Origin of the sequence: Cupriavidus necator (genome assembly GCF_013141915.1) — a bacterium.
Lineage (GTDB): Bacteria > Pseudomonadota > Gammaproteobacteria > Burkholderiales > Burkholderiaceae > Cupriavidus > Cupriavidus necator_B.
Genome location: NZ_SROX01000007.1, coordinates 140,485 through 165,390, shown reverse-complemented (window position 1 = coordinate 165,390; position 24,906 = coordinate 140,485). Strand labels below are relative to the sequence as shown.

The window sequence follows — 24,906 nt, the reverse complement described above, 5'->3', positions numbered from 1 at the left end:
TTTATTGGCTTGTGGAAAAGCGATGCTCAGCCGCGGGCCAGGTCGCGCCAGGCCTGCGTGCGTCGCAGCAGCACGCGGGTGCACAGGGCATAGACCAGGCAAATGGCGGTGGACGTCAGTACGATCAGGCTGGCCAGGGCGGCTGCCGGGCCGATGTCGCCGGCATCGTCCATGTGCATGATGGCCACCGACGCGAGGATGGTTTCCGGCGTATAGAGGAAGATCACGCAGGACAGCGTGGCCATCGACACCACGAAGTAATACCGGGCGATGTCGAGCACCGCCGGCAGGCATACCGGCAGCGTGACACGCAGGAACGTGCGCCACTGCGGCACCTTGAGCGAGGCCGAGACCGCCTCGAACTCGTTGTCGATCTGCTTGAGGGCGGTAATGGCCGTCAGGTGGCTCGAGGTGTAGTAGTGGATGATGGTCGACTGGATCACCAGCGCCATCGTGTTGTAAAGGAAGTTGAGCGGGTTGGCGGGATGATTGAAGAAGATGACATAGCAAGCCCAAGCACCAGCCCCGGGACCGCCATCGACAGGACCGCCAGGAAATGCATGAGCGGCCGCATCAGCCCCAGGTTGCGGGTCTTCTCGATCAGGTAGGCCCCCGTGAAGACAATGAGCGAGCCCGTGAGCGCCGTGGCGCCGGCCAGCACCAGGCTATTCTTGTAGGCACCCGCCATGTCGCTCTCGAACAGCACCATGCGGTAGTTCTGCAGGCCGAGCGTCAGGTCGTATGGCCACAGCTTGATCAGCGAGGTATAGACCGCCATGCCGACCACTGCCAGCAACAGTGCGCAAACCAGTACGCAGTAGCTGCCCAGCAGCGTGTTGACCCAGGCATTGGGCTTGGGCGCGTAGGGCACCGAACGTGCGGTGAGCTGGGCGCGCAGCTTGCGGCGCACCACGGTGTCGATCATGAATGAGAGGACGGACGGCACCAGCAGCAGCAGCCCCACCACCGCACCCATCGAAAAGTTATGCTGGCCGATCACCTGCTTGAAGACGTCGATGGAAAGCACGTTGAAGTCACCGCCAATCACCTTGGGCGCACCAAAGTCAGAGATGACATAGGTGAAGGTCACCGTCGCCGCGCTGATCAGGCCGTACTTGCAGGAGGGCAGGGTAACGGTGAAGAACTTGCGCGAGGTACTGGCGCCCAGGGCGCTGGCGGCCTCATAAAGGCGGCCGTCGGCAAGCGACAGCGCCGTGACCAGGATCATCAATGCATGGGGAAAGGTGTTATACACCTCGGCGATGATGATGCCGGGCGCGCCATAGATCGACGCCCCGCCCAGAAGGGGTTTGAGCACGCCCTGATTGCCAAACCATTGCACGAAAGAGATGGCGGAAAGCAGCGACGGCGCCAGCAGCGGGATCAGTGCCACCAGCCGGAACACCGCCTTCAGCGGCGCGGGCAGGGTGGTGCGCGTCAGCGCATAGGCGAAGACAAAGGCCAGTGGCACCGAGATGCCGACCACGCTGCCGGCCAGCAGCACCGAGTTGCGTGCCGACTGCATCAGCGCCGGCGTCCTGATATACGCGGCGAAGTGAGCCAGCCCGACAAAATGGCCGTCGTGATCGAGCACGGCATTGCCGAGGATGGCACCCATCGGCGCCAGCAAGAAGAGCAACAGCGCCAGCAGGACGCAGGCCAGCACCGCGCGGGCGATGATTTCGTCCCAGTTCAGGCGGGCCAGCCAGCCGGCGTCGGTGGCCTCGGGCGTTTGGGGAAGCGCGAGCTCTTTCATCGTCTTGCTCCTGTCGCCGCGAAGGCCTGGATGCGGTTGGCGCGCAGCGCAATCCGAAGGGGCTGGCCGGCGCGGATACCGTGATCGTGGAACTGGTCGAGGGTGAACTGGAGGCTGAGCGACTGGTCGCGCAGTTGCTCGCAGCGGACTTCGGCCATGCAGGTGTCGCCGAGGAATTCCACCTTTTCGATGTTGACGCTCAGCTGGTTGGGCATGTCGTCGCCGAGCTCGCCGATGTGGCGGTCTTCGGGGCGAACATAGAGATTGACTGGCGTGCCGGGCTCGAACTCACGGCGGCAGCCTCCACAGGTCAGTTCGAGCGTGCCCGCGCGGTAGCGCTGCCCGCCCAGGGCCGTCGCGGACAGCACGTTTACGCGCCCGACAAAGTCAGCCACGAAGGGCGTGGCCGGGCTTTCATAGACCTCCAGCGGCGTGCCGACCTGCTCGATGACACCGTGGTTCATGACCACGATCCGGTCTGCCATGGACAGGGCTTCTTCCTGGTCGTGCGTGACCATGATGGTGGTCACGCCCACTTGCTGCTGCAGGCGCCGGATCTCGCCGCGCAGGCGCACGCGTTCGAGGGCATCGAGCGCTGACAGCGGTTCGTCCAGCAGCAGCAGCCCGGGCCGGGTCGCCAGCGCCCGGGCCAGCGCCACGCGCTGCTGCTGGCCGCCCGACAGCTGGCTCGGATACTTGCGCGCGGAGGTCGGCAGGCCCACCAGCTCGAGCAGTTCCTGCACCCGCTGCGCGGTCTCGGCCCGGCCGGCGCGGCGATTCGCAAGGCCGTAGGCCACGTTGTCGGCAATCGTCAGGTTGGGGAACAGGGCATACGACTGGAACACGATGCCGTAGTCCCGCCGGGCGGGAGGCAGGGCCGAAATATCGCGCCCGGCCTGGAGGATGGTGCCGGCGGTCTGCTGCTCCAGTCCGGCGATGATGCGCAGCAGCGTGGTCTTGCCGCAGCCCGACGGGCCGAGGAAGCACAGCATTTCGCCCTGGTAGACGGTCAGGTCGATATGCCGCAGGGCGCAGAACGATTCGAATTCCTTGCGCACGCCGCGGATCTCGAGGGCGGGCACGCTGCCGGCGCGCGTGGCGACGAACTTGGCGCTGGTCATTTCCATGGGGGTCCCCACTATGTGGTGATGGCTACAGGTCGTGAAAGACCGGGCGGACGGGCGCCCGCCCCGGCGCGAGTTATTTGGCTTCGGCCTTGCTGTCGTAGCGCTTGCTCCACTCGGCCAGGATGCGGGTGCGGTTCCTGGCGGCCCATTGGAAGTCATTGCGGGCGAAGCGGCTCTCATAATTGGCGGGAATGCCGTCCAGCGGCTTGGCCACGCCGGGATAGGCCACCACGGCCCACCAGTTGGCGCTGATCTGGTTGGCGTCGCGGCTCGCCATCCAGTCGGCGAAACGCCTTGCCTCGGCCACCTTCTTGGTCGTCTTCATGATGCCGGTGGCCTCGATGTCCCAGCCCAGGCCCTCGGCGGGGAAGACCAGGTCGACCGGCGCACCGGCCTTGCGCACCTGGTGACCGCGGAATTCGAACGAGATGCCGATCGGGAACTCGCCGGTGGCGGCCTGCTTGCACGGCTTGGAGCCAGAGTGCACATATTGGGCGATGTTCTCGTGCAGGCCATCCATGTACTTCCAGCCATCGGCTTCGCCCCACATCTGCAGCCAGGCCGCCACATCGAGGTAGCCGGTGCCGCTGGAAGCCGGGTGCGGCATCGTGATGCGGCCCTTGTAGATGGGCTTGGCCAGATCCTTCCAGCTTTCGGGCTTGGGCAGGCCGAGCTTCTGCGCTTCGACCCGGTTGAAGCAGATGGTGGCGGCCCATACGTCCATGCCGACCCACTGCGGTGGCCGCGCCGGATCGGAATAGGTCGGGTTCAGTTGCTGGAAGCCCTTCGGCTCGTAGGCCTGCAGCATGCCTTCCTGTGACAGCAGCACGAGGCTGCTGGCGGCCAGCCCGGCCACCACGTCGGCCTGCGGGTTGGCCTTTTCGGCCATCAGCCGGGCGGTAACGATGCCGGTGGAGTCGCGCACCCATCGCACTTCGATATCGGGGTTCGCCTTCTCGAAGCCGTCCTTATAGAGCTTCATCGCATCGGTCTCCAGCGCGGTGTAGACCGTCAAGGTGGTCTTCTGCGCGGCGGCGATGCCTGTGGCGAATACCAGGGAAGAGGCGCACAGCGCCATGGCAAGGGAATGTCTCATGCTTGTCTCCGTGTTTGGCAGATCTGTCGTCTGTCCTGTTTGCCCTGCCGCGGTGTGCCGCATCGACACCCTGCGGTAAGATTGGAAATCAATGTAGAACGTAGGCTGATGACTGTCAACTGAAGATTGAAAACTGTTGACAATTTACAGTTCGCCCACTTTAATGGAGCCATGGGAATGACCGACGCCATCCAACTCTTGCGTTCAAGCTCGCTGCCAATGCTGGTGCAGGAGGAAATCGAACGACTGATCATGACCGGTGAACTGCCGCCCGGCACGCGCATCAACGAGAGCGACATCGCTGCGCGCTTCGGCACCAGCCGCGGCCCCATCCGCGAAGCACTGCGGGCGCTGGAGGAAGCCGGACTGGTGCGCAACGAGAAGAATCGCGGGGTCTTCGTGCGCGAGATCTCGGTTGAGGAGGCCGATGAAATCTACGAACTGCGCGAGGCCCTGGAAGAAATCATCGGCAAGCGTGTGGCGCAGCGCGTCAACGCAACGCTGGCGGATGACCTGAACCAGTTGGTGGGCGCCATGGAAGAGGCCGCAAACAACAAGGAGGCGGCCACCTACGCCTCGCTCAACCTGCGCTTCCATGAACTGCTGCTGGATCGCGCGGGTAGCAGCAAGCTCGCCGAGACCTACCGGCGGCTGGTGAAGGAGCTGCATCTGTTTCGCATGCAGGCATTGACCCAGGGCGGGGGGCTTGATGTCTCCGCCGACGAACATCGCACCATCGTCAACGCCATCGTGTCGGGCGATGCCAGGCGCGCCGGCGCTGCGCTGCGCGCGCACGTGGCCGCCAGCCGCGTACGCATGCTCAAGGCGCACCGCAAGGTGCATCCAGGCAGTAACAAAGAACCATGAGCTGACGCTCATCACCAAGGGGATTGAAAATGGGAACGACCAAGGCCGAAAGGATCGAAGTCAACGGCAGGACCTACCGCTGGATGGACCGGCCGGTGGTCGTGGTATGCGTGGACGGCTGTGCGCCGGAATACCTTCACGCTGCCGCCAAAGCGGGCGTGGCGCCTTTCCTTCGGCGTGTCATGCAGCGCGGCACCAGCCTGCTGGGCGACTGCGTGATCCCATCGTTTACCAATCCCAACAACCTGTCCATCGTCACGGGCGTGCCGCCGTCGGTCCACGGCATCTGCGGCAATTATTTCTTCGACCGCGAGCTGGGCGCCGAAGTGATGATGAATGATCCGAAATACCTGCGCGCCGGCACCGTGCTTGCTGCTTTTGCGGACGCCGGGGCCAGGGTGGCGGTGGTCACTGCCAAGGACAAGCTGCGCAAGCTGCTCGGCCACGGCCTGCGCGGCATCTGCTTCTCTTCGGAGAAGGCAGACCAGGCCACGCTCGAAGAAAACGGCATCACCGGTGTCGTGGAGATGGTGGGCATGCCCGTGCCGTCGGTCTACAGCGCGGAGTTGTCCGAGTTTGTCTTTGCCGCCGGCGTCAAACTGATGGAGCAAGAGCGGCCCGACCTGGTGTATCTCTCCACCACGGACTACGTGCAGCACAAGGCCGCTCCGGGGCAGCGAGGCCGCCAACGCCTTCTACCGGATGATGGACGGCTACCTGAGCCGGCTCGATGCCATGGGCGCCACCATCGTGCTGACCGCCGACCACGGCATGAACGACAAGCACGACGCTACCGGCGAGCCCAACGTCATTTACCTGCAGGACCAGCTCGACGCCTGGTACGGCGAGGGGGCGGCCCGCGTCATCCTGCCCATTACCGACCCCTATGTGGTGCACCACGGCGCGCTGGGGTCGTTTGCAACGATCTATACGCCGGACGCCGAGAGTGCGGCCCGATGGATTCCGCGCATCGCCGACATCGACGGCATGGACAGCGTACTCACACGCGAGCAGGCAGCCGAGCGCTTCGGGCTGCCGCCCGACCGCATCGGCGACATCGTTACGGTCTCACGCCAGAGCGTTGTGATTGGCACGTCGAAATCCAGGCACGACCTGTCCGGCCTGGACGCGCCACTGCGCTCCCACGGCGGGGTGTCGGAGCAGGTTGTGCCGCTGATCTGCAATCGCGCGATGGTGGGGCTCAGTCCGGGCCGTCGCCTGCGCAACTTCGACGCGCTTGACCTCGCGCTGAATCACGCCGCCTGACGGCACCTTCCCGAATCGCTGGCTGCTGTCCCGATACGCCCCCGCCGCAGGGGCGGGGGGACAGTCGTGCCCGCCGATTCAAACCAAGAGGAGACACTCATGAGCACACCAGTCACGTCAAGCATTCGCCATGAAGCGCTGCGGATTGCCGGCGAAAAGGTCTATCGCGATCGCGTGATCGAGGTGACTTATCCCTACACCGGGGAAGTCATCGCCACGGTGCCGAAGGCCGATATCGAAGACGTGCGCCGCGCCCTGCGCATTGCCCATCAGTACCGTTCGACCCTGACCCGCTACGACCGCTACCGCATCCTGATGCGCGCCGGCGACATCATCGCGCAGCGCAAGGATGAGATTGCAACCCTGATCACCCTGGAATCGGGCTTGTCGCTCAAGGACACGCTCTATGAAGTCGGCCGCGCCTCCGACGTGCTGCTGTTCGCCGCCAACCAGGCGCTGGTGGACGATGGCCAGGTCTTCTCGTGCGACCTTACCCCCCACGGCAAGAGCCGCAAGGTCTATACGCTCAAGGAACCGCTGCTGGGTGCCATCTCGGCCATCACGCCGTTCAATCACCCGCTTAACCAGGTGATTCACAAGGTGGCGCCAGCGGTGGCCACCAACAACCGCATCGTCCTCAAGCCGAGCGAGAAGACGCCACTGGCCGCCTTCGCACTCGCCGATATCCTCTATGAAGCCGGCCTGCCACCGCAGATGCTGTCGGTCGTCACCGGCGATCCGCGCGAGATCGCCGACGAATTGCTGACCAGCCAGCACGTGGATCTGGTGACCTTCACCGGCGGCGTGCCGATCGGCAAGTACATCGCGGCAAAGGCCGCATACAAGCGCCAGGTGCTGGAGCTGGGCGGCAACGATCCGATCATCGTGATGGAAGACGCCGACCTGGAGGAGGCCGCGACGCTGGCCGCCGGTGGCTCATACAAGAACTCCGGGCAGCGATGCACCGCCGTCAAACGGATGCTGGTGCAGGAATCCGTGGCCGACCGCTTTGTCGAGTTGCTGGTCGCCAAGACGCGGGCAGTGAAGTATGGCGACCCGCTGGATCCCGACACGGACATGGGCACGGTCATCGACGAGGCCGCTGCGATCCAGTTCGAGTCCGTGGTGAATGCCGCCATCGCCGGCGGCGCGCGCCTGCTCGCCGGCCACAAGCGCGACGGCGCACTGTACGCGCCTACCGTCCTCGACCACGTGGACCCGGAAATGACCGTGGTCAGGGAAGAAACCTTCGGCCCGGTCTCGCCGGTGATTCGCTTTAAAGATATCGACGACGCTATCCGGATCTCCAACGGCACGGCGTACGGGCTTTCGTCGTCGGTCTGCACCAACCGGCTCGACTACATCACCCGCTTGATCCGCGAGTTGCACGTCGGCACGGTCAATGTCCGCGAGGTCCCTGGCTATCGTCTTGAGATGACACCGTTCGGCGGCATCAAGGATTCAGGGCTGGGCTACAAGGAGGGGGTGCTCGAAGCGATGAAGAGCTTCTGCAATACCAAGACTTATTCGCTGCCCTGGTAAGGCGGCAGCGCCATCGTACCGGATTCACATAACACCAAGGAAGGAGACAGCCATGAGGATCGGAGTTCCGCGGGAAATCAAGAACCACGAATATCGCGTCGGCCTGACGCCGTCGTCCGTGCGCGAGATGACGGCACACGGCCACCACGTGCTGGTGCAGACGGCCGCCGGTGCAGGCATCGGCGCCAGCGATGCCGACTACCGCAAGGCCGGCGCGACCATCGTCGATACGGCGCAGGAGATCTTTGCCAAGGCTGACATGATCGTCAAGGTAAAGGAGCCCCAGGCCGGCGAGCGCGCCATGCTGCGGGAGGGCCAGGTTCTCTATACCTACCTGCACCTGGCGCCGGATCCGGACCAGTGTGCCGATCTCATCCGCAGCGGTGCGGTGTGCATTGCCTACGAGACCGTGACCCAGGCCGGCGGCGGCCTGCCGCTGCTGGCGCCGATGTCGGAGGTCGCTGGCCGCATGTCGGTGCAGGCCGGGGCCAATTGCCTGGAGAAGGCGCGCGGCGGCATGGGCGTTCTGCTGGGCGGTGTGGCGGGCGTGGAGCCGGCCAAGATTGTCATCCTGGGCGCGGGCGTGGTCGGCACCAACGCGGCGCAGATTGCTGTGGGCACCGGCGCCCACGTGGTGGTGATCGACCGCAATATCGATGCGCTGCGACGCATGGACCGCCTGCTGGGCGCCCGCGTGACGACGGTCTACTCCAACCAGGACAACCTGGAGCGCCATGTACTGTCGGCCGACCTGGTCATTGGTGGCGTGCTGATCCCAGGCGCGGCCGCACCCAAGCTGGTGACTGCCGGCATGGTGGACGCAATGAAACCGGGTGCGGTCATCGTCGATGTGGCGATAGACCAGGGCGGTTGCTGCGAAACCGCCAGGGCGACGACCCACGCGGATCCGACCTACCTGGTTGGCAGCGTGTTGCACTATTGCGTAGCCAATATGCCGGGGGCAGTGCCGCGTACATCGACCTATGCCCTCAACAACGCCACGCTGCCCTTTGCGCTGCAGATCGCCGACAAAGGCTGGAAGACCGCACTGGCGGACAACGCGCACCTTGCCAATGGCCTGAACGTGGCGTTCGGCAAGGTGACCTGCAAGGAAGTCGCCCACGACCTTGGCCATGTCTACCACGAACCTGCGCAGCTGCTGAGGCATTGAGCCGGTCGCGAGCAAATCGGCTACCGTGAGCGGATGGCGTCGCGCACTGGCCTCATAAAGGTGGACAATGCGTAGGGCCGGCCCGGCAGGGCTGAGTGCTGCATCGCACAGGACTCGGCTCTGCCGCCCAACCAGGCGCCGGCGGGCATAGGGAGGCGCAAATGACAACTGGCAAGCGTTCCGCGGGGCTGCTTGTGATGCGGTGCGTCGACGATGAATGGCGCTGCCTGGTGTTGCGCGCGTATCGGAACTGGGACCTGCCCAAGGGCCTGTCGGACGCGGGCGAAGACCCGTTGTCCACGGCGTTGCGCGAGACCCGGGAGGAAACCGGCTTGTCCGTCCTGCAGCTTTGCTGGGGCGAGGACTATCGGGAAACCGCCCCGTATGCCAATGGCAAGATTGCGCGGATCTATCTTGCCGCCTCGCCTTGCGGCGAGGTGGCATTGCCGGTCAGCGCGGAACTGGGCCGCCCCGAGCATCACGAATATCGCTGGGTAACGCTCACGCGGGCACGAGACCTGTTGCCGCCGCGGTTCGGTCCCGTTCTGGAGTGGGCGGCCAGTGTGGTCGGCTCGCCGCCAAGGGAATAGGACGCGCCGAAGCGGATCGACACCGTGCCGTCGCCCCTTGCTTCGCCGTCAGGCGACGGACAGGATCCACACATTACGCTGGCTAGCGAGCGACTAGCCTCGGGCACGTCGCCGTGGGGCAGGGGCATGGAGGCCGGACACGTGATTGCACGATTTCACGTGCATGAGACTATTCTCTATGCCAAGCCCCCTGCAGTATCTGGGGGCTTGTGTCTCCTGGAGCGCTACACCTAGCAGATGCGACCTTCGCGCGTGGCGCTACGCGTCTGGATCGACGCGGATTCGTCGGACTTGGATGCGGCAGGCAGCACTACGATTTCTTCGCTAGAAGTCGGGCAAGGTGAAATAGTTCGCAGGGTAGTCAAATTGTTCACGCGCCGGACTGCGCGGGCACGATTAACCCCCATCCACCGCTCTGTAACTCTTCCTTCATCACCTTTGCGATCCACTTTCGTCGCTCATCGTCCAATCTGGAGCGAATGGCGCCTACGCTGATCGCGGCGTACGTCCCTGGAGTGACTTGAAATGCTATGCCCACGCCACTCACGCCAGTCGCCACGAGGTTGTCTGTGCTTGCGTAGCCCTGCTTCCGAATCAGTGCCAATTGTCGGCGCAGGTGGGACAGCGAGCTTCGCTCGGCGGGAAGTTTGCTCATATGGCGCGCGTGGAAAGACTCCAGTTCGGCGTCGGTCAACGTGGACAGCAATGCCGTGCCTGCGGATCCCACCCCCAGCAAGCGCAGGCCACCCACATGCAACACCAGGGCCTTGATGGGAAACGTACCCTGCTCATAGTGCACACAGTGGGCGTAGTCGCCGTTGCGAACCACCAGATAGATCGTATCTTCCGTGCGGCGGGCAAGACGGATCATCGTGGGCCGGCAGCGCTCCATGATAGGTACGCGGCTCATGGTAGCCAGTCCCAATTGCATCGATTCGAGTCCCAGGCGATAGAGCTTATCGTCGTCTCGCGCGAGCATGCCGCTCTGCACGAGCGAACTCAACAAGCGATATGCCGTGCCGCGGTCCAGCCCCGTTTCGGCAACCAGCGACGCGAGTGATATCCCGTGCTCATGGTTCAGGCCCACCAGTTTAAGCAGATCGATGGCGCGAAACACCGCCTGGGCGCCACGCGTGCGCTCGGGACTGGTCATGGAAGCACGCTCAATAGTCACAATATGAACTCCTATAAAACCCCATTCTCCGGATTCTCCACATTCTGGCAACGGGATCGCTTTTGCTCATTCACATTATGAACAAATTGACACGTGCTGTTTTACCACAGTCCGGCCGGGCATCGATACTGTCCATGCAGTCGAAAACCAGAGAGGAAACGGAGACAACATGACACGCACTCAATGCATTGCCGCAGCCTGCCTTGCGTTGCTGGCGCCGGCGAGTGGATTGGCACAGCAGGAGGCCTATCCGGCCAGACCGGTCAAGCTGCTGGTGGGATATCCGCCAGGCGGTGCCTCGGACACCATCGGTCGCATCGTCGGACAGGAACTGTCCCGCCTCAATGGCCAGCCGTTCGTGATCGAGAACCGGCCCGGGGTAGGAGGCATGCTGGCCATGAGCATGGTGGCGAAGGCCCCGGCTGACGGCTACACGCTTGGCCTTGCGGTGAGCGGGACGCTGACTACTGGGCCGCATCTGCAAAACACCAGGTTGTACGACCCGCTGACCGATTTCGAGCCCATTGGCATGGTGGCCAAGGCGCCGATGGTGCTGTTGGCCGGACCGGCCGCGGGCTATGACAGCGTGGATGCTGTCGTGCGTGATGCGAAGAAGCGCCCCGGCCAGTTGATGTTTGCCTCGGGCGCGCAAGCCTTCGAACTGGCACTGCAGCTCTTCAAGTCGAAAGCCGGAGTCGATATCACGACAGTGTCTTACCAAGGCGGCGCACCGGCGTCCATCGATGTGATGTCCGGGCGTGCCCAGCTTATGGTGGACACCATCGGCGCACAGCAAGCGAACATCAAGGCCGGCAAGCTCAAGCCGCTGGCCGTGCTTGACAGCCAGCGTTCGCTGATTGCACCGGATATACCAACCATGGCTGAAGCCGGCGTGAAAGGTTATGAAGCGCTTGGCTGGACTGCGCTGGTTGCCCCGAAGGGTACGCCGCCAGCGGTCGTCCAGAAGCTCAATGCCCAACTTCAGCAAGTCCTGAAGCAGCCACAGATCAAGCAGAAGCTCGATCTGCTCGCCTTCGAACCCTGGCCGAGCACGCCGCAGTTCATGCAGAAGACCGTCACCGCCGAGTATGCGAAATGGGGTGAAGTGGTGCGCCTCTCTGGCATGAAGGTCAAATAGCCCTTTCCTTTTTCGTTTCCTGTCCCACTCGACTTTCCGGGTCCCGGCTGCCGCTCGCAGCGGGCCGAGGCCCTCCTTTTGCCCGAAGCTTGGATGAACACGATGACTCAGATGCCCGATCACGACTGGACCCGACAGCTCGACGAAGCATTGCCGACCGCCAATGTACCGACGCTGCTCATGGTGCTGCTGCACCTGACCGGCGACAAGCGCTGGCTATCAAAACGCTACCAATGCACGCATATCCGAGGCATTGATGACCATGACTCCGGCGGTCTCGCGCCGGAAGTACAGCAAGAGATTTGCTCGGCCGCGCGCGAAGCCGTGCTGGCATGGAAGGCCGGTACCGCCGCTGCGCTGCCAGACCCCGGCCTGGACGAACTCGTCGAGATGCTGCGCTGTAGCGTTGGCGAAGAGATCCCATATACCTATGGCCCGATGGTCGGCGCATGGTTGGGGCTGGACCACGACTTCCGGATCGACCAGCGTGATGAATACCGCGTGCCCGACAACTTCCATGTGGTGATTATCGGCGCCGGCGTGGCGGGCCTGTGCGCATCGATCCGGCTGCGTGGTGCAGGCATCCCGCACACGGTCATCGAAAAGAACGCCGAGGTGGGCGGCACATGGTACGAGAACCGCTATCCGGGTGCAGGCGTGGACACGCCAAACCACATTTATTCCTACTCGTTCGCCAACAGCGACTGGACGCGGTATTTCGCGCTGCGCGAGGAAATCCAGGCGTACTTCGTGAGCGTATCGCATCGCTTTGGCGTGCGTCCGCACGTGCGTTTCAGCACCAAGGTGGAATCTGCAATCTACAACGAAGGCACGAGGGACTGGGCGGTCCGCGTGTCGGATGCAAACGGCAATGCTGACGTACTGCGTGCCAACGTGGTAATCAGTGCCGTCGGACTGCTCAATGTGCCCAAGATGCCCAATATTCCCGGCCTTGGCACTTTCACCGGGCCGTGCTTCCACAGCGCGCGCTGGCCGGAGGGGCTCGACGTTCGCGGCAAGCGCGTGGCTGTCATCGGCAATGGCGCCAGCGCGATGCAAATCGTGCCGGCCATCGCGCCACACGTGGCGCAGCTCACCGTATTCCAGCGTTCGAAGCAGTGGGCCGCACCGTTCGAACGCTTCCAGAAGCCGGTACCCACTGCCGCACGGTTCCTGCTGAAGGAAGTGCCGTACTACCAGCCGTGGTACCGCCAGCGTCTTGCCTGGATCTTCAACGACCGGATCCACGCCTCTCTGCAGATTGATCCCGAATGGCCGCATCCGGAACGGGCCATCAACCGCCGCAACGACAAGCATCGCGAGTACTTCACCGACTACGTGAAGAAGGAACTCGGCGAGCGCCAGGAACTGCTGGCCGATGTGCTGCCCGACTATCCGCCATTCGGCAAGCGGATGCTGATGGACAATGGCTGGTTCCGTACGGCGACGCGCGATAACGTACGCATTGTCAACGACGGGATCCAAAAGATCGATGGCAACGCCGTCATCACGGCCGATGGTCAGCGGTTCGAGGCTGACATCCTTGTGGTCTGCACTGGATTCGACGCCGTCAACCTGCTGTCGTCGTTCCGGCTGATTGGCCGCGGTGGCCGCAATGTGCGAGATCACTGGGATGCGGATGGTGCGCAGGCGTACCTGGGGGTAGCAACGCCCGGGTTTCCCAACTTCTTCATGCTGGCCGGTCCCAACACGGCGCTGGGCCATGGTGGCAGCGTGGTGGCATTGCTCGAAACCCAGGTGCAATACGTGATGTCGCTGCTGAAGGCCGCGCTCAACGAGAATCCGGCAGGATTCGAGATCGAAGTCCGCCAGGACGTGCATGACCGCTACAACCAACGTGTCCAGGATGCACACGCGCGCATGATCTGGACGCATCAGGGCATGTCGAACTGGTATCGCAATGGCAAAGGCCGTATCGTCGCGCCGACGCCATTCCGTAATGACGACTACTGGCACATGACCCGAACGTCCGGCCTGGCCGACTATATCGTCAGGAGCGCGCAGCCGGAGGATGCCGGGCAAGAGCGCGTCGAGGGAGCGGCATGATGACGCGCGATGGCATCCGTCCCGGCCCGCACATGCTCAGCGGCCTGCGCATTCTGGACCTTGGCACCATGGTCGCCGGTCCGGTCGCGGCCACGCTTTTCGGTGATTTCGGCGCAGAGGTCATCAAGGTCGAGGTCCCTGGGCGCGGCGACACCGTGCGGGACCTTGGGCCGTTCGTCGATGGCCAATGCCTGTACTGGAGCGTCGAGAACCGCAACAAGAAGTCCATCACGCTGGACTTGCGCAAGCCGCAGGGGCGCGACCTGCTGCTGCAGCTCGTGGAAAAGGCCGATGCGATCGTGGAGAATTTCCGGCCCGGCACCCTTGAGAAGTGGGGGCTCGGATGGGATGCTCTGAAAGCACGCAACCCCAAGCTGGTGATGTTGCGGATCTCCGGGTTTGGCCAGACCGGCCCGTATCGCGAACGCGCGGGCTATGACCGTATCGCGTTGGCGTTTGGCGGGCTGATGGGCATCACGGGCTTCCCCGATCGCCCGCCCGTGCGCATCGGCACGTCGATTGCCGACTACCAGACGGCCATCCTGGGCGCCTTCGCGCTGATGATGGCCATTTACCACCGGGACATGCATGACGGTGAAGGACAGCAGATCGACCTGGCGATGTACGAGTCGGTCATTCGCTTTACCGAGGTGCTTGTACCGGCCTACGACCGCCTGGGCACCGTGCGCGCACGGCAGGGCAACAAGCATTTTGCAGCCGCGCCAGGCGAGCATTTCCGGACAGCGGATGGACGTTACATGATCCTGACGGTGTCGGCGGATTCGGGCTTCCAGCGGCTGGCGCTGGCCATGAACCGCACCGATTGGATCCACGATCCGCGCTTCGCCACGCACGAACAGCGCTGGAAGCATGTGGATGAACTCAATGCCGCGCTGGCCGCATGGATCGAGGGGCAGCCCGTCGAACAGCTCTGCGCAAAGCTGGACGAGGCCAAGCTCGCCTATTCCTTCATCTACAGCATCGAAGACATCATGAACGATCCGCACTACCAGGCGCGGGAAACGATCGCGTCGGTGCCCGATCCGCATATCGGACCGGTCAGAATGGCCGGCGTGGTACCAAAGTTCCCCGATCGAGAGGTGAAACCGATCGAGCCGGCCCCGGCCCTCGGCCAGCATAACGCGGAGATCTATGGGGACTTGCTTGGTATGTCGGAACAGGACCTGGCGGTGCTGACCGGTGCGGAGGTCATATGAGCCGCGCCGTCGTGCTGGGTGGGGGAGGGGTGGCCGGCATTGCGTGGGCGACGGGCGTTGCCGCGGGCATGGCGCGCAAGGGCGTCGACATTACGCACGCCGATGCGTTCGTGGGGACCTCCGCGGGCTCCGTTGTCGGCGCGCAGATTGCCGCGGGCATCGGGCTTGAGATCCTGCTGGCAGGACAACTGGTTCCGCCCTCGCAGTCGCGTGAAATGGCCAGGCAGTATTCGCAGTCCGACGCCGATGCCCGCAACCGTCAGCTGATGGAAAAGGTGCACGGGGATCTGACGGCCGCGCGGCGGCGTATCGGCGCCTACGCGCTGCGCACCGAGTCCGTGTCAGTAGACGTGCGCCGGGAGATCATCGCTTCGCGCCTGCCGCGTCACGGATGGCCAGAGCGCATGCTTCGCGTGGTGGCGGTGGATGTGGAAACGGCCGAGCACGTGGTGTTCGACAAGCACAGCGGCGTAGATTTCGTCGACGCCATCGCCGCCAGCTGCGCCGTACCGGGCAGTTGGCCGACAGTGCCCATCAACGGCCGTACGTATATGGACGGCGGTATCCGCTCGCTGACCAACGCCGACCTTGCGCCAACCGCCCGATGTGTGATCGTGATCGCACCGCTCGGCTACGCGGATGGGAACCCTGTGAGCGGACATCTTCGCGCGGAAGTCGCCACGCTGAGAGCAAGCGGGGCGCAAGTGGAAATCATCGTGCCCGATGCCGCGTCGATGGATGCCATGACCGACAACGTGCTCGATCCGTCGCGCTGCGTGCCCAGTGCGCAAGCTGGCCTCGGGCAAGGGGCGCGCATGGCGGAGCAGATTGCGCAGGTGTGGAACATGGGAAGGACTGCCCCATAAAGAGAGGAGAAGCGCATGCAGCACTCGAGGCGGCATCATTGCCGCCGGATCGATCACATTGGTTGCTGGCCTCCATGCCAGGATAAATAACCCCAATACTCTCATTGACTGCGCCATTTTTAAAAAATGACTGACGGAAAGCAGATTTTTAGTGGTGTTAGAGTACTGGATCTCACGCGCGTCATCGCAGGGCCGCTGTGCACGCAAATCATGGCGGATCTTGGCGCAGAGGTTTATAAAATTGAACGGCCTCATGTTGGTGACGATTCAAGGCGAATGATGCCGTTGATCGACTCGGATGAGTTTGATTGTTACCGCGGTGAATCGACTGTATTTACGAGTTACAACAGAGGAAAGAAATCTGTTGCGATCGATTTCACGAAGGCGGAAGGTGTTGACGCAATCATTTCGCTGGTCGCGACTTGCGATGTCCTTGTCGAAAACTTTAAAGTTGGAGACCTGGCTAGATATGGACTGGATTACGACTCGATAAGGAAGATACGGCCAGACATAATTTACTGCTCGATTACAGGTTTTGGGAAAACCGGGCCATATGCCTCCTATCCGGCATATGACTTCATCCTTCAGGCCATGGCTGGGCCGATGAGTACGTGTGGAAGGCCGGAAGGGGAGCTTGGTGCCGGTCCTATGCGAACGGCTATTCCTATCGTGGACCTGTTTACGGGACTACATGCCAATTCGGCGATCGCGAGTGCGCTTTTCCATCGAGAGCGTACCGGGCAGGGCCAATATATTGAGACATCGCTCTTGAATTGTGGCGTTGCGCTAAACGGACATTTCGCCAATTCGTACCTGCTGAATGACGTGATTCCGAGAGCGTCAGGCAATTCCAACCCAATCGCAGCACCATCCGAGGTCATCATGTGCAGTGACGGCGCGGTGGTCTTGGGCACCGGCAATGACCGGCAGTTCATTCATTTGTGCCAAGCGCTTGGCATCGATGATCTCGCGCATGATGCCAGGTTCTCGAGTAACGTGTCCCGACTGGCAAACCGTAGCGAATTGACCCGGATTCTTGTAGAGGCAATGGCTCCGCTAAAGCGCGATTGGCTCATCGAGCAACTCCGCAGGACAGGGGTGCCCTGTGGTCCTATCAATGATATGTCGCAGGTATTCGATGACCCTCAGGTCCGTCATAACGGGATTGAAATGACTTTGGATCATCCGGATCTGGGATCCATCCCTGCGGTCAGACACCCGGTATTTTTCAGCGAAACACCTGCGCGAGAGAAGCACCCTCCAAAACTGGGGGTTGATACGGAGGCAACTTTGACTGCGCTTGGGTTCTCGGAGACGGAGATAAAAAAGATGTCGGCAGCTGGGGTAATTTAGTACTTCAATCAATAACTAAACCTAGAGTGGGGAGATTTAAGATGAATAAGAATCAAGCAGCGCTAATCGAAAGATTACGATATATTCTGTTGGGGATTGTAGGGATATACATTTCGATTGTCTCATGTCACGTCTTCGCCGAGCCTTCAGGCTATCCCAATGGAACTGTCAAGATTATAGTTCCAGCCCCGCCCGGTGGAATGGCAGATACGATTGGTCGGCTGGTGGCAGAGGAGTTGCATCAGAACTTCCATCAGCCTGTGATCGTGGAAAATCAGGCCGGGGCATCCGGAATGATTGCCGCTCAGAATCTTGCCCGCGCCAAGCCGGATGGCTACACGCTTGGCATTGGATACACTGCATTTTTGACGGCGCCCATTGTAAATGCATCTGCGGCCAAGTTTCACCCTGTCAAGGACTTCTCCCCGGTCAGTCAGCTCGCGGATTCTGTCGGGGTGATATTGGTTCGTGGTGATTCCAGGTTCAAAAACTGGCGCGAACTACAGAACAGCAAATTCCAGAATCATGAGGCGCTGAGCTTTGGTGTTCCTGGATACGGGTCAACACCCCATTTCTATGGGGAGGCAATTGCAAGAGAGACGGGGCTGAAGCTCAATGTTGTTCCCTATCGGGGAGAGGCGGCCATCCTTACTGATTTGCTTGGAGGAAACCTGGACTCGGCGGTACTGACGCCTGCAATTGCAATGCCGCTTATCAAGGAAAACAAGCTGACGCCGCTCGCGGTGACAAATCCGAAACGTTCACCTGCGCTTCCGAACGTTCCGACGATTGGTGAACTGGGCTTGCCTGCACTAGGAGGAGCCCAAACTTGGGTTGGCGTTTTTGCTCCGGCAAACACGCCTGGATATATTGTGAAGGAGATTTCCGTGGCCATGCAGAAGATGATGGCGAAACCCAAGGTCCGCGAGAGATTTATCGAGAATTTTGGGCTGGTGCCGGTCGGCTCTAATGACTCTGAATTCAGGAAAGTTATGGAGCGTGACTATGTGAATTGGAATTCTGCCAGGGATAAATATAATATCAGAATGGAATAAAATATCCGCTGGCTTTTCGAAATCGTAGGGCGTGCACGCCAATATCTTTCGCAGTTCGCTTTGCGTCATGGCACGAAGAAGATCAACAACGAATTGTGGAAGGCGTTGCAGCCGCTGGCTTCCGACGGAACGCATGCGCCCGCTGGTAGCTTCACGCATCGTGAATTCCCCGGACAGGTCAATAAGTAAGTGGTCCCTTGGATAGGACCACGCGGTTCCATTGAACGCAGCAGGCCCCGGGCATAGAGTCCACTTCACCCGAAGTAGCTAGAACAGCGGTGGAGACCGACATGCCTTTGAGCAAAAGACAGTTCCTGGCCAGTGCCGCGCTGGCCGTCCTGGCCTCGATGGCCCCGGCAGTGCACGCTGCAACCGACAAGCCAATCACGATCGTGGTCGGTAGCCCGGCCGGCGGCACCACCGACGCGCTGGCGCGCGTGATCGCCCGTTCGATGGGTGAGACGCTGCGACGCAGCGTGGTGGTGGACAACAAGCCCGGCGCCGGCGGCAATATCGCCGCCCAGTATGTTGCGCGCAGCACGCCCGACGGCACCACGCTGCTGATGAGCTTTACCGGCCATACCATCAATGCCTCGCTTTACAAGAACCTGCCGTTCGACGCGGTCAGAGACTTCACGCCGATCTCGATGGTCGCGCGGGTGCCGAGCGTGCTGGTGGCGCGCAAGAACGCGCCGTTCGATAACACTGCCGGCCTGATCGATTATGCCAAGCGCAACCCTGGCAAGTTGAGCTTTGCCATCGGCGCGCAGGGGTCGTCGCTGCACCTGGCCAGCGAGCAGTTCAAGCTGCAGACCGGTACCGACATCCTGAACATTCCCTACAAGGGCACCAATCCCGCGCTGACTGACCTGCTGGCCGGCACCGTGGACCTGATGTTTGCCAGTACCGTCAACGTGCTGCCGCATGCGAAGTCCGGCGCGCTCAAGATACTGGGCGTCAGCAGCAGGCAGCCGCTGCCGCAGTTCCAGGGCGTGCCCACCATCGGCAGCACCGTGAAGGGCTTCGAGTCGTCGGCATGGTTCGGGCTTTTCGGGCCGGCCAAGCTGCCGCAGGCAACCACTGACCAGCTGTATCGGGCGGTGAAGATCGCGGTGGAGGATCCCGCGTACAAGCAACGAATGGAAGCCGAGGCCGCCAGCGCGGTCAGCATGACGCCGCAGGCGTTCGCGCAGTTTGTCCGTGTCGATATCCAGCACTGGGCGAGGGTGATCCAGGCATCAGGCACACGGGTGGAATGATGTCGCAGGTGTCCGCACAGGCCGTCCCACCGGCCATTCCCCAGACGCTCGCACAGAAGCTGCTGGCCCGCGCATCCGGCCGCGCGCATGTCACGCCGGGCGAGATTGTCACCTGCCGTGTCGACCTGGCCATGATGCATGACTCGGGCGGCCCGCGACGCGTCAAGCCGCTGCTGGAAAAAATCGGCGCCCAGGTCTGGGACCCGTCCAGGGTGGTGGTGGTCACAGATCATTACGTGCCGGCCCATGACCCCGACAGCCGCAGGATCGTGCAAATCGCGCGCGACTGGGTCCGAGATACCGGCGTGACGCGCTTCCATGACATGGAGGGCATTTGCCATGTGGTGGTGCCGCAGAAGGGCTACCTGCGTCCGGGCATGATGGTGGTGGGTGGCGACAGCCACTCGTCGACGGGTGGGGCGTTCGGCGCGTACATGTTCGGCATCGGTGCGACTGAGATGCTGGGCGTACTGGTGACCGGTGAGATCTGGGTGCGCGTACCGCAGACCATCCGCATGCAATGGCACGGCCGGTTGCGCCCTGGCGTGTCGGCGAAGGACATGATGCTGCGCATGTGCACGCAATTCGGCATGGACGGGGGCCAGTACCAGGCGGTTGAATATGCCGGCGCCGCCGTGTCGGCGTTGTCGATGCAGGAGCGGATGACGCTGTCGAACATGACCGCGGAGCTGGGCGCCCAAGTCGGCCTGGTGGCGCCCGACGCGGTGACCCGCGACTGGCTGCTCGGCGCCGGCGTGGAGCCATCGGACCTCGACATCGACCGCTGGCAGTCGGATCCCGGCGCTGCATGCCTGGCTACGCACGACTTCGACGCCGCGTCGCTGGCGCCGCAAGTCTCGCGGCCGCATACCCCGGCCGATGCCAGCGATGTCGACAGCCTGGACAATGTCGCGGTCGATATCGCATACATCGGTGCCTGCACCGGTGCCAAACTCGACGACCTCCGCATGGCGGCGCAGCTGCTGCGCGGACAGCGCGTGGCGCAAAATACCAGGCTGCTGGTGGCGCCGGCCAGCGCTGCGGACCAGGCGCAGGCCGAGCGTGAGGGTACGCTGGGCGCGCTGGTGGCCGCCGGCGCCGAGCTGCTGCCGAACGCGTGCGGCGCATGCGCTGGCTATGGCGAGCACCGCTTTGGCGAGGACACCGTGGTGATCAGCACCACCGCGCGCAATTTCAAGGGGCGCATGGGCGCCGCATCGTCGCAGGTTTATCTCGGCTCGCCTTACACGGTGGCCGCCTCTGCAATCGCCGGCCGAATCGCCGATCCACGGGGGATGCTGTCATGAACGACACGCGGATGCCAGCCACAGGTCGTTTCACCGGTCGCGCCTGGGTGTTTGGCGACGATATCAATACCGACCTGCTGGCGCCCGGCGCGTATATGAAGTACGGCATTGAAGTGCTCGCGCGCCATTGCATGGAGCATGTCGATCCCGAGTTTGCCGCCGCGGTGCGGCCCGGGGACATCGTATTCGGCGGGCGCAATTTCGGCGCGGGCTCGTCGCGCGAACAAGCGGTGGAGGTCCTGCGGCATCTGGGCGTGGCAGCCGTGGTTGCGCCGTCGTTCGCCGGGCTTTTCTATCGCAACGGCTTCAACCTGGGCCTGCCGCTGTTCACTTGCCCGTCGCTGCCGCGTATCGCGGCGGGCCAGCGCACCGGTTGCGATCTTGCGCGTGCGCAGGTCTTTGTCGAAGGCCTCGCGCCGCTACAATGCGAACCGATTCCGCCGCACCTGGTGAAAATGATCCATGACGGCGGCCTCGTGCCGCACCTCGCCCGCAAGATCGCGGCAGGCCAACTTTCCGTGACCGGAATTCCAGCATGACACTGAAGCAACGCCTGCAACAACCTGGCATCGTGACCGCACCGGGTGTCTATGATGCCTTTTCTGCACTGCTGGTCGAACAGGCCGGCTTCCAGGCCGCCTATCTGTCCGGCGCCAGCATTGCCTACACGCGCTTTGGGCGGCCGGATATCGGCTTCCTGTCGATCGACGACGTGGCCTCGGTCACCCGCAATATCCGCGAGCGCGTAGCGCTGCCGCTGATCGTCGATGCCGACACCGGCTTCGGCAATGCCCTCAACGTAGTGCAAACCGTACGCGTGCTCGAGCGTGCCGGCGCATCGGCGATCCAGCTGGAAGACCAGGCGGCGCCGAAGCGCTGCGGGCACCTCGATGGCAAGTCAGTGATCCCGGCCGCCGAGATGGCGGGCAAGATCCGCGCTGCCTGCGACGCGCGCCGCGATGCGAACACGCTGATCATCGCCCGCACCGACGCCGTGGCGGTGGAGGGCATGGAAGCGGCGCTGGAACGCGCCGAGCGCTATGCCGAGGCTGGCGCCGACCTGCTGTTCGTGGAAGCGCTGCGCAGCCGCGAAGACATGTCGGCGGCCATCGCCAGGCTCGGGGCACGCGCGCCGCTGCTGGCCAACATGGTCGAAGGCGGCAAGACGCCGGTGCTGCCCGCGCCGGAACTGGAAGAGATCGGCTTTCGCGTCGTGATTTTCCCTGGCGGTACCGTACGGGCGCTAGCCTTTGCGCTGCGCGACTACCTGCAGAGCCTGGGAGCGCATCAGACCACCACACCGTACCTGGACCGGATGCTGTCGTTCCAGGCGCTCAACGAGTTGATCGGCACACCTGAAATGCTTGCGCTGGGCAAGCGCTACGAATAGGGGCCGCATCGCTTGTTCAACTAGCGCGACAGGCGTACCGTGTCGGCAATGTCCCGGTACGCTTGTCAGCCTATTGCCCATGCCTTTGGATGCCAACCCCGAGCTTCCCCGCTTCCAGCAAGTCCGGCTGATCCTGCGCGACCGTATCCGCGGCGGCTACTACGAGACCGGGATGCCGCTACCCGGCGAGCGCCAGCTTGCCGAAGAATTCGGCGTGGCGCGCGTCACCGTACGCTCCGCGCTGGCGCGGCTGGAAGAAGAGGGGATGGTCGCGCGTCTGCGCGGCAAGGGCACCGTGCCGACATTCGGGCATGCGGCAACCGCCGCCACGGCCGTGCGCGGCGGATTGCTCGACAACATCGTCAGCGTCAGCAAGCGAACCCGCGTCACGGTCCTGGAATGGAAGTGCATGCCGGCTCCGCTGGCGGTCAGCACGGCGCTGGATCTGCCGCCTGGCGCGGTGGTGCTCAAGGTGGTGCGCGTGCGCAAGTTCAAGGCGCAACCGATCGCCTATACCGAAGTCTTTGTGCCCGACGACCTGGCCGGCGCGCTCGACCGGCATACGTTGCGGGACACGCCGATGCTGGTTGCGCTGGAGCAGCACGGCGTACATGTCGTTTCTGCCGACCAGACGCTCGGGGCTGCCGTGGCGGATCTTAAGGTTGCCCGCATCCTGCGCCTTAGTCCCGGGGTGCCGCTGCTGCGCGTTTCGCGCATCGCCACGGATCGGCAAGGCCGACGTGTGCAATATCTGGTGGGCTTGTATCACCCGGAGCGCTACACCTACCAGATGCGCCTGTCGCGCGTGGGCGGCGCTACGCGTGTCTGGATCGACGCCGATTCGTCGGACGCCGACGCGACGGGCAGCACGACGATTTCGCCGCTGGAATAAGCAAGGGCGGAATAGTTAAAGGTACGCAAGCCTGGTTCGCCTAGGTCGGCGTTTCGGGTAAATATCGATAGGACCGGCGGTGCCGTTCTCCCGTCTGGGATACCAGCAAACAGGCGCTGCTCCGATGGGCATGACAAGGGCGATCTCGATCGACGCACGCGCACGCAGCGACGCGGCAGTGGATTCCCTGCCGGCGAACACCTAGGATGCGCGCGCCCGGCCTTCCTCAGAGACGCTAGCGTTATGGCCAGATCCCGCTACCTGGCGCCACTGTGCAGCACCGCATTGCGGCGCGCGTACAGGAAGTAGATCACCAGCCCCACCGCCAGCCAGATCAGGAAGGCGGTCCAGGTCAGCGCCTGCAGGTGCGCCATCAGGAACAGGCAGAAGCCGATCGACAGCAGCGGCACCACCGGCGCGCCCGGGCAGCGGAAGGCGCGCGGCAGCTCGGGCCGGGTCTTGCGCAACACCAGCACCGCCACCGAGATCAGCGTAAAGGCCGCCAGCGTGCCGATATTGATCAGTTCCGCCAGCACGTTCAACGGCACCAGGGCGGCAATCGCGGCAAACACGAGGCCCACGGTCCAGGTGGCAAAGTAGGGCGTGGCATGTACCGGGTGCACCGAGGACAGCCGCTCGGGCAGCAGCCCGTCGCGCGACATGGCAAAGATCACGCGGGTCTGGCCATAGGTCATCACCAGGATCACCGTGGTCATGCCTAGGATCGCGCCCAGGTCGACAAAGCCCGCCACCCAGTTCTGCCCGGCAAACTGCAGCGCCAGCGAGACCGGATGATCGACGCCGGCAAATTTCGCGAACGGCACGATGCCGGTCATGATCGCCGCCACCACCACGTACAGCACCGTGCAGACTGCGAGCGAGCCGATGATGCCGATCGGCAGGTCGCGGCGCGGGTTGCGCACCTCTTCCGCGGCCGAGGTCACGGCGTCGAAGCCGATAAACGCAAAGAACACCAGCGCCGCCGCATTGAAGATGCCGGTAAAGCCGAACGGCGCGAACGGCTGCCAGTTGGCCGGTTGCACGTGCCACACGCCCACGGCGATAAACAGCAGCACCACGCCGATCTTGATCGCGACCATCAGGTTGTTGACGCGCGCGGACTCGCGCACGCCGTAAGAGACTACCCAGGTGATGGCCAGCATGATCAGACATGCCGGCAGGTTCAGCACAGTCTGCACCCCTGGCACCGAGCCCGGCGCCGCCGTCAGCGTCACCGGCAGCTTCATGCCGAAACCCGCCATCAGCGACTGGAAATAGCCTGACCAGCCCACCGACACCGCCGATGTGGCCAGCCCGTATTCCAGCAGCAGGTCCCAGCCGATCATCCACGCGACGATCTCGCCGAGCGTGGCGTAGCTGTAGGTATAGATCGATCCCGACACCGGGATCGCCGAGGCAAACTCCGCGTAGCACAGCGCGGCAAAGCCGCACGCCAGCGCCGCGATCACGAACGACACCGTCAGCGCCGGCCCGGCGGTCAGCGCGCCGGTACCGGTCAGCACGAAAATGCCGGTGCCGATGATGGCGCCGATGCCCATCATCACTAGGTCGACCGGACCCAGCACTTTCTTCAAGCCACTAACGTGGTTGTCCGCCAGCATGGCGTCGATGTCCTTGATTCGGAACAAGCTCATTGCGTAGTCTCCTGCATGTATTGCCGCGCGATCGCACGGGTCCGCGCCGGAGATGGCGATGAGTCATGCGGCCGCGACGGCATCCGGGCAGCGTGCTGTCGGGTAGACGGCACGGCTT

The 24,906-nt window shown here is 63.1% G+C and carries 19 protein-coding genes and 2 pseudogenes; 16 read left to right on the top strand and 5 right to left on the bottom strand.

The window, feature by feature from the left end; genetic code table 11:
• Positions 1-26 precede the first annotated feature (26 nt).
• The 3 genes and pseudogenes from E5S69_RS15410 to E5S69_RS15400 form a co-directional block, all read right to left on the bottom strand.
• Positions 27-1,756: pseudogene (locus E5S69_RS15410) on the bottom strand (putative 2-aminoethylphosphonate ABC transporter permease subunit).
• Complete coding sequence (locus tag E5S69_RS15405) at positions 1,753-2,883, bottom strand: putative 2-aminoethylphosphonate ABC transporter ATP-binding protein (protein ID WP_171515512.1); 1,131 nt, start codon at positions 2,881-2,883, stop codon at positions 1,753-1,755. The pseudogene E5S69_RS15410 and the gene E5S69_RS15405 overlap by 4 nt, the downstream one beginning before the upstream one ends.
• A 73-nt stretch (positions 2,884-2,956) precedes the next feature.
• Positions 2,957-3,979, bottom strand: a complete 1,023-nt coding sequence (locus tag E5S69_RS15400) for a putative 2-aminoethylphosphonate ABC transporter substrate-binding protein (protein ID WP_171515511.1) — start codon at positions 3,977-3,979, stop codon at positions 2,957-2,959.
• Between the two features lie 177 nt (positions 3,980-4,156).
• Between E5S69_RS15400 and E5S69_RS15395 the strand changes: the two genes are divergently transcribed.
• The 5 genes and pseudogenes from E5S69_RS15395 (at position 4,157) to E5S69_RS15375 (ending at position 9,415) form a co-directional block, all read left to right on the top strand.
• On the top strand, positions 4,157-4,846 hold the full coding sequence (locus E5S69_RS15395; RefSeq protein ID WP_171515510.1) for a phosphonate utilization associated transcriptional regulator: 690 nt from the start codon (positions 4,157-4,159) through the stop codon (positions 4,844-4,846).
• A gap of 29 nt (positions 4,847-4,875) precedes the next feature.
• Positions 4,876-6,112, top strand: a pseudogene (gene phnA, locus E5S69_RS15390) (phosphonoacetate hydrolase).
• A 99-nt stretch (positions 6,113-6,211) separates the two neighbouring features.
• Positions 6,212-7,654: a phosphonoacetaldehyde dehydrogenase gene (gene phnY, locus E5S69_RS15385; RefSeq protein WP_171515509.1), complete on the top strand. Its 1,443-nt coding sequence runs from the start codon at positions 6,212-6,214 to the stop codon at positions 7,652-7,654.
• A gap of 52 nt (positions 7,655-7,706) precedes the next feature.
• Positions 7,707-8,825, top strand: coding sequence for an alanine dehydrogenase (gene ald, locus E5S69_RS15380; protein ID WP_171515508.1), 1,119 nt, complete (start codon positions 7,707-7,709; stop codon positions 8,823-8,825).
• 161 nt (positions 8,826-8,986) lie between these two features.
• Positions 8,987-9,415, top strand: a complete 429-nt coding sequence (locus tag E5S69_RS15375) for an NUDIX domain-containing protein (RefSeq protein WP_171515507.1) — start codon at positions 8,987-8,989, stop codon at positions 9,413-9,415.
• 370 nt (positions 9,416-9,785) lie between these two features.
• Here the strand turns inward: E5S69_RS15375 and E5S69_RS15370 are convergent, their stop codons facing one another.
• Positions 9,786-10,568, bottom strand: a complete 783-nt coding sequence (locus tag E5S69_RS15370; RefSeq protein ID WP_171515506.1) for an IclR family transcriptional regulator — start codon at positions 10,566-10,568, stop codon at positions 9,786-9,788.
• 190 nt (positions 10,569-10,758) lie between these two features.
• Between E5S69_RS15370 and E5S69_RS15365 the strand changes: the two genes are divergently transcribed.
• The 11 genes from E5S69_RS15365 (at position 10,759) to E5S69_RS15315 (ending at position 23,133) form a co-directional block, all read left to right on the top strand.
• Positions 10,759-11,727 carry a Bug family tripartite tricarboxylate transporter substrate binding protein gene (locus E5S69_RS15365; RefSeq protein ID WP_171515505.1) on the top strand — a complete coding sequence of 323 codons (969 nt, stop codon included), beginning with the start codon at positions 10,759-10,761 and terminating at the stop codon, positions 11,725-11,727.
• A 102-nt stretch (positions 11,728-11,829) separates the two neighbouring features.
• A complete protein-coding gene (locus E5S69_RS15360; protein ID WP_236901350.1) occupies positions 11,830-13,794 on the top strand; it encodes a flavin-containing monooxygenase in 1,965 nt (654 codons plus the stop codon).
• Complete coding sequence (locus E5S69_RS15355) at positions 13,791-15,011, top strand: CaiB/BaiF CoA transferase family protein (RefSeq protein WP_236901349.1); 1,221 nt, start codon at positions 13,791-13,793, stop codon at positions 15,009-15,011. Before E5S69_RS15360 ends, E5S69_RS15355 begins: the two co-directional genes overlap by 4 nt.
• Complete coding sequence (locus E5S69_RS15350; protein ID WP_171515504.1) at positions 15,008-15,877, top strand: patatin-like phospholipase family protein; 870 nt, start codon at positions 15,008-15,010, stop codon at positions 15,875-15,877. The genes E5S69_RS15355 and E5S69_RS15350 overlap by 4 nt, the downstream gene beginning before the upstream one ends.
• A gap of 126 nt (positions 15,878-16,003) precedes the next feature.
• Positions 16,004-17,230: a CaiB/BaiF CoA transferase family protein gene (locus tag E5S69_RS15345; RefSeq protein WP_171515503.1), complete on the top strand. Its 1,227-nt coding sequence runs from the start codon at positions 16,004-16,006 to the stop codon at positions 17,228-17,230.
• 41 nt (positions 17,231-17,271) lie between these two features.
• The gene (locus E5S69_RS15340) at positions 17,272-18,285 is read left to right on the top strand and encodes a tripartite tricarboxylate transporter substrate binding protein (protein ID WP_171515502.1); all 1,014 of its coding nucleotides are present in this window, start codon (positions 17,272-17,274) and stop codon (positions 18,283-18,285) included.
• Between the two features lie 290 nt (positions 18,286-18,575).
• Positions 18,576-19,544 (top strand): Bug family tripartite tricarboxylate transporter substrate binding protein, encoded by a 969-nt coding sequence (locus tag E5S69_RS15335; protein WP_171515501.1) that lies wholly within the window; start codon positions 18,576-18,578, stop codon positions 19,542-19,544.
• A complete protein-coding gene (locus tag E5S69_RS15330; RefSeq protein WP_171515652.1) occupies positions 19,544-20,851 on the top strand; it encodes a 3-isopropylmalate dehydratase large subunit in 1,308 nt (435 codons plus the stop codon). Before E5S69_RS15335 ends, E5S69_RS15330 begins: the two co-directional genes overlap by 1 nt.
• Complete coding sequence (locus tag E5S69_RS15325) at positions 20,848-21,390, top strand: 3-isopropylmalate dehydratase (protein ID WP_171515500.1); 543 nt, start codon at positions 20,848-20,850, stop codon at positions 21,388-21,390. Before E5S69_RS15330 ends, E5S69_RS15325 begins: the two co-directional genes overlap by 4 nt.
• Positions 21,387-22,241 (top strand): isocitrate lyase/PEP mutase family protein, encoded by an 855-nt coding sequence (locus E5S69_RS15320; protein WP_171515499.1) that lies wholly within the window; start codon positions 21,387-21,389, stop codon positions 22,239-22,241. Before E5S69_RS15325 ends, E5S69_RS15320 begins: the two co-directional genes overlap by 4 nt.
• Before the next feature lie 79 nt (positions 22,242-22,320).
• On the top strand, positions 22,321-23,133 hold the full coding sequence (locus E5S69_RS15315; RefSeq protein ID WP_171515498.1) for a GntR family transcriptional regulator: 813 nt from the start codon (positions 22,321-22,323) through the stop codon (positions 23,131-23,133).
• A gap of 257 nt (positions 23,134-23,390) precedes the next feature.
• Here E5S69_RS15315 and E5S69_RS15310 read toward each other — a convergent pair whose 3' ends face one another.
• Positions 23,391-24,788 (bottom strand): amino acid permease, encoded by a 1,398-nt coding sequence (locus tag E5S69_RS15310; RefSeq protein ID WP_171515497.1) that lies wholly within the window; start codon positions 24,786-24,788, stop codon positions 23,391-23,393.
• Positions 24,789-24,906 lie beyond the last annotated feature (118 nt).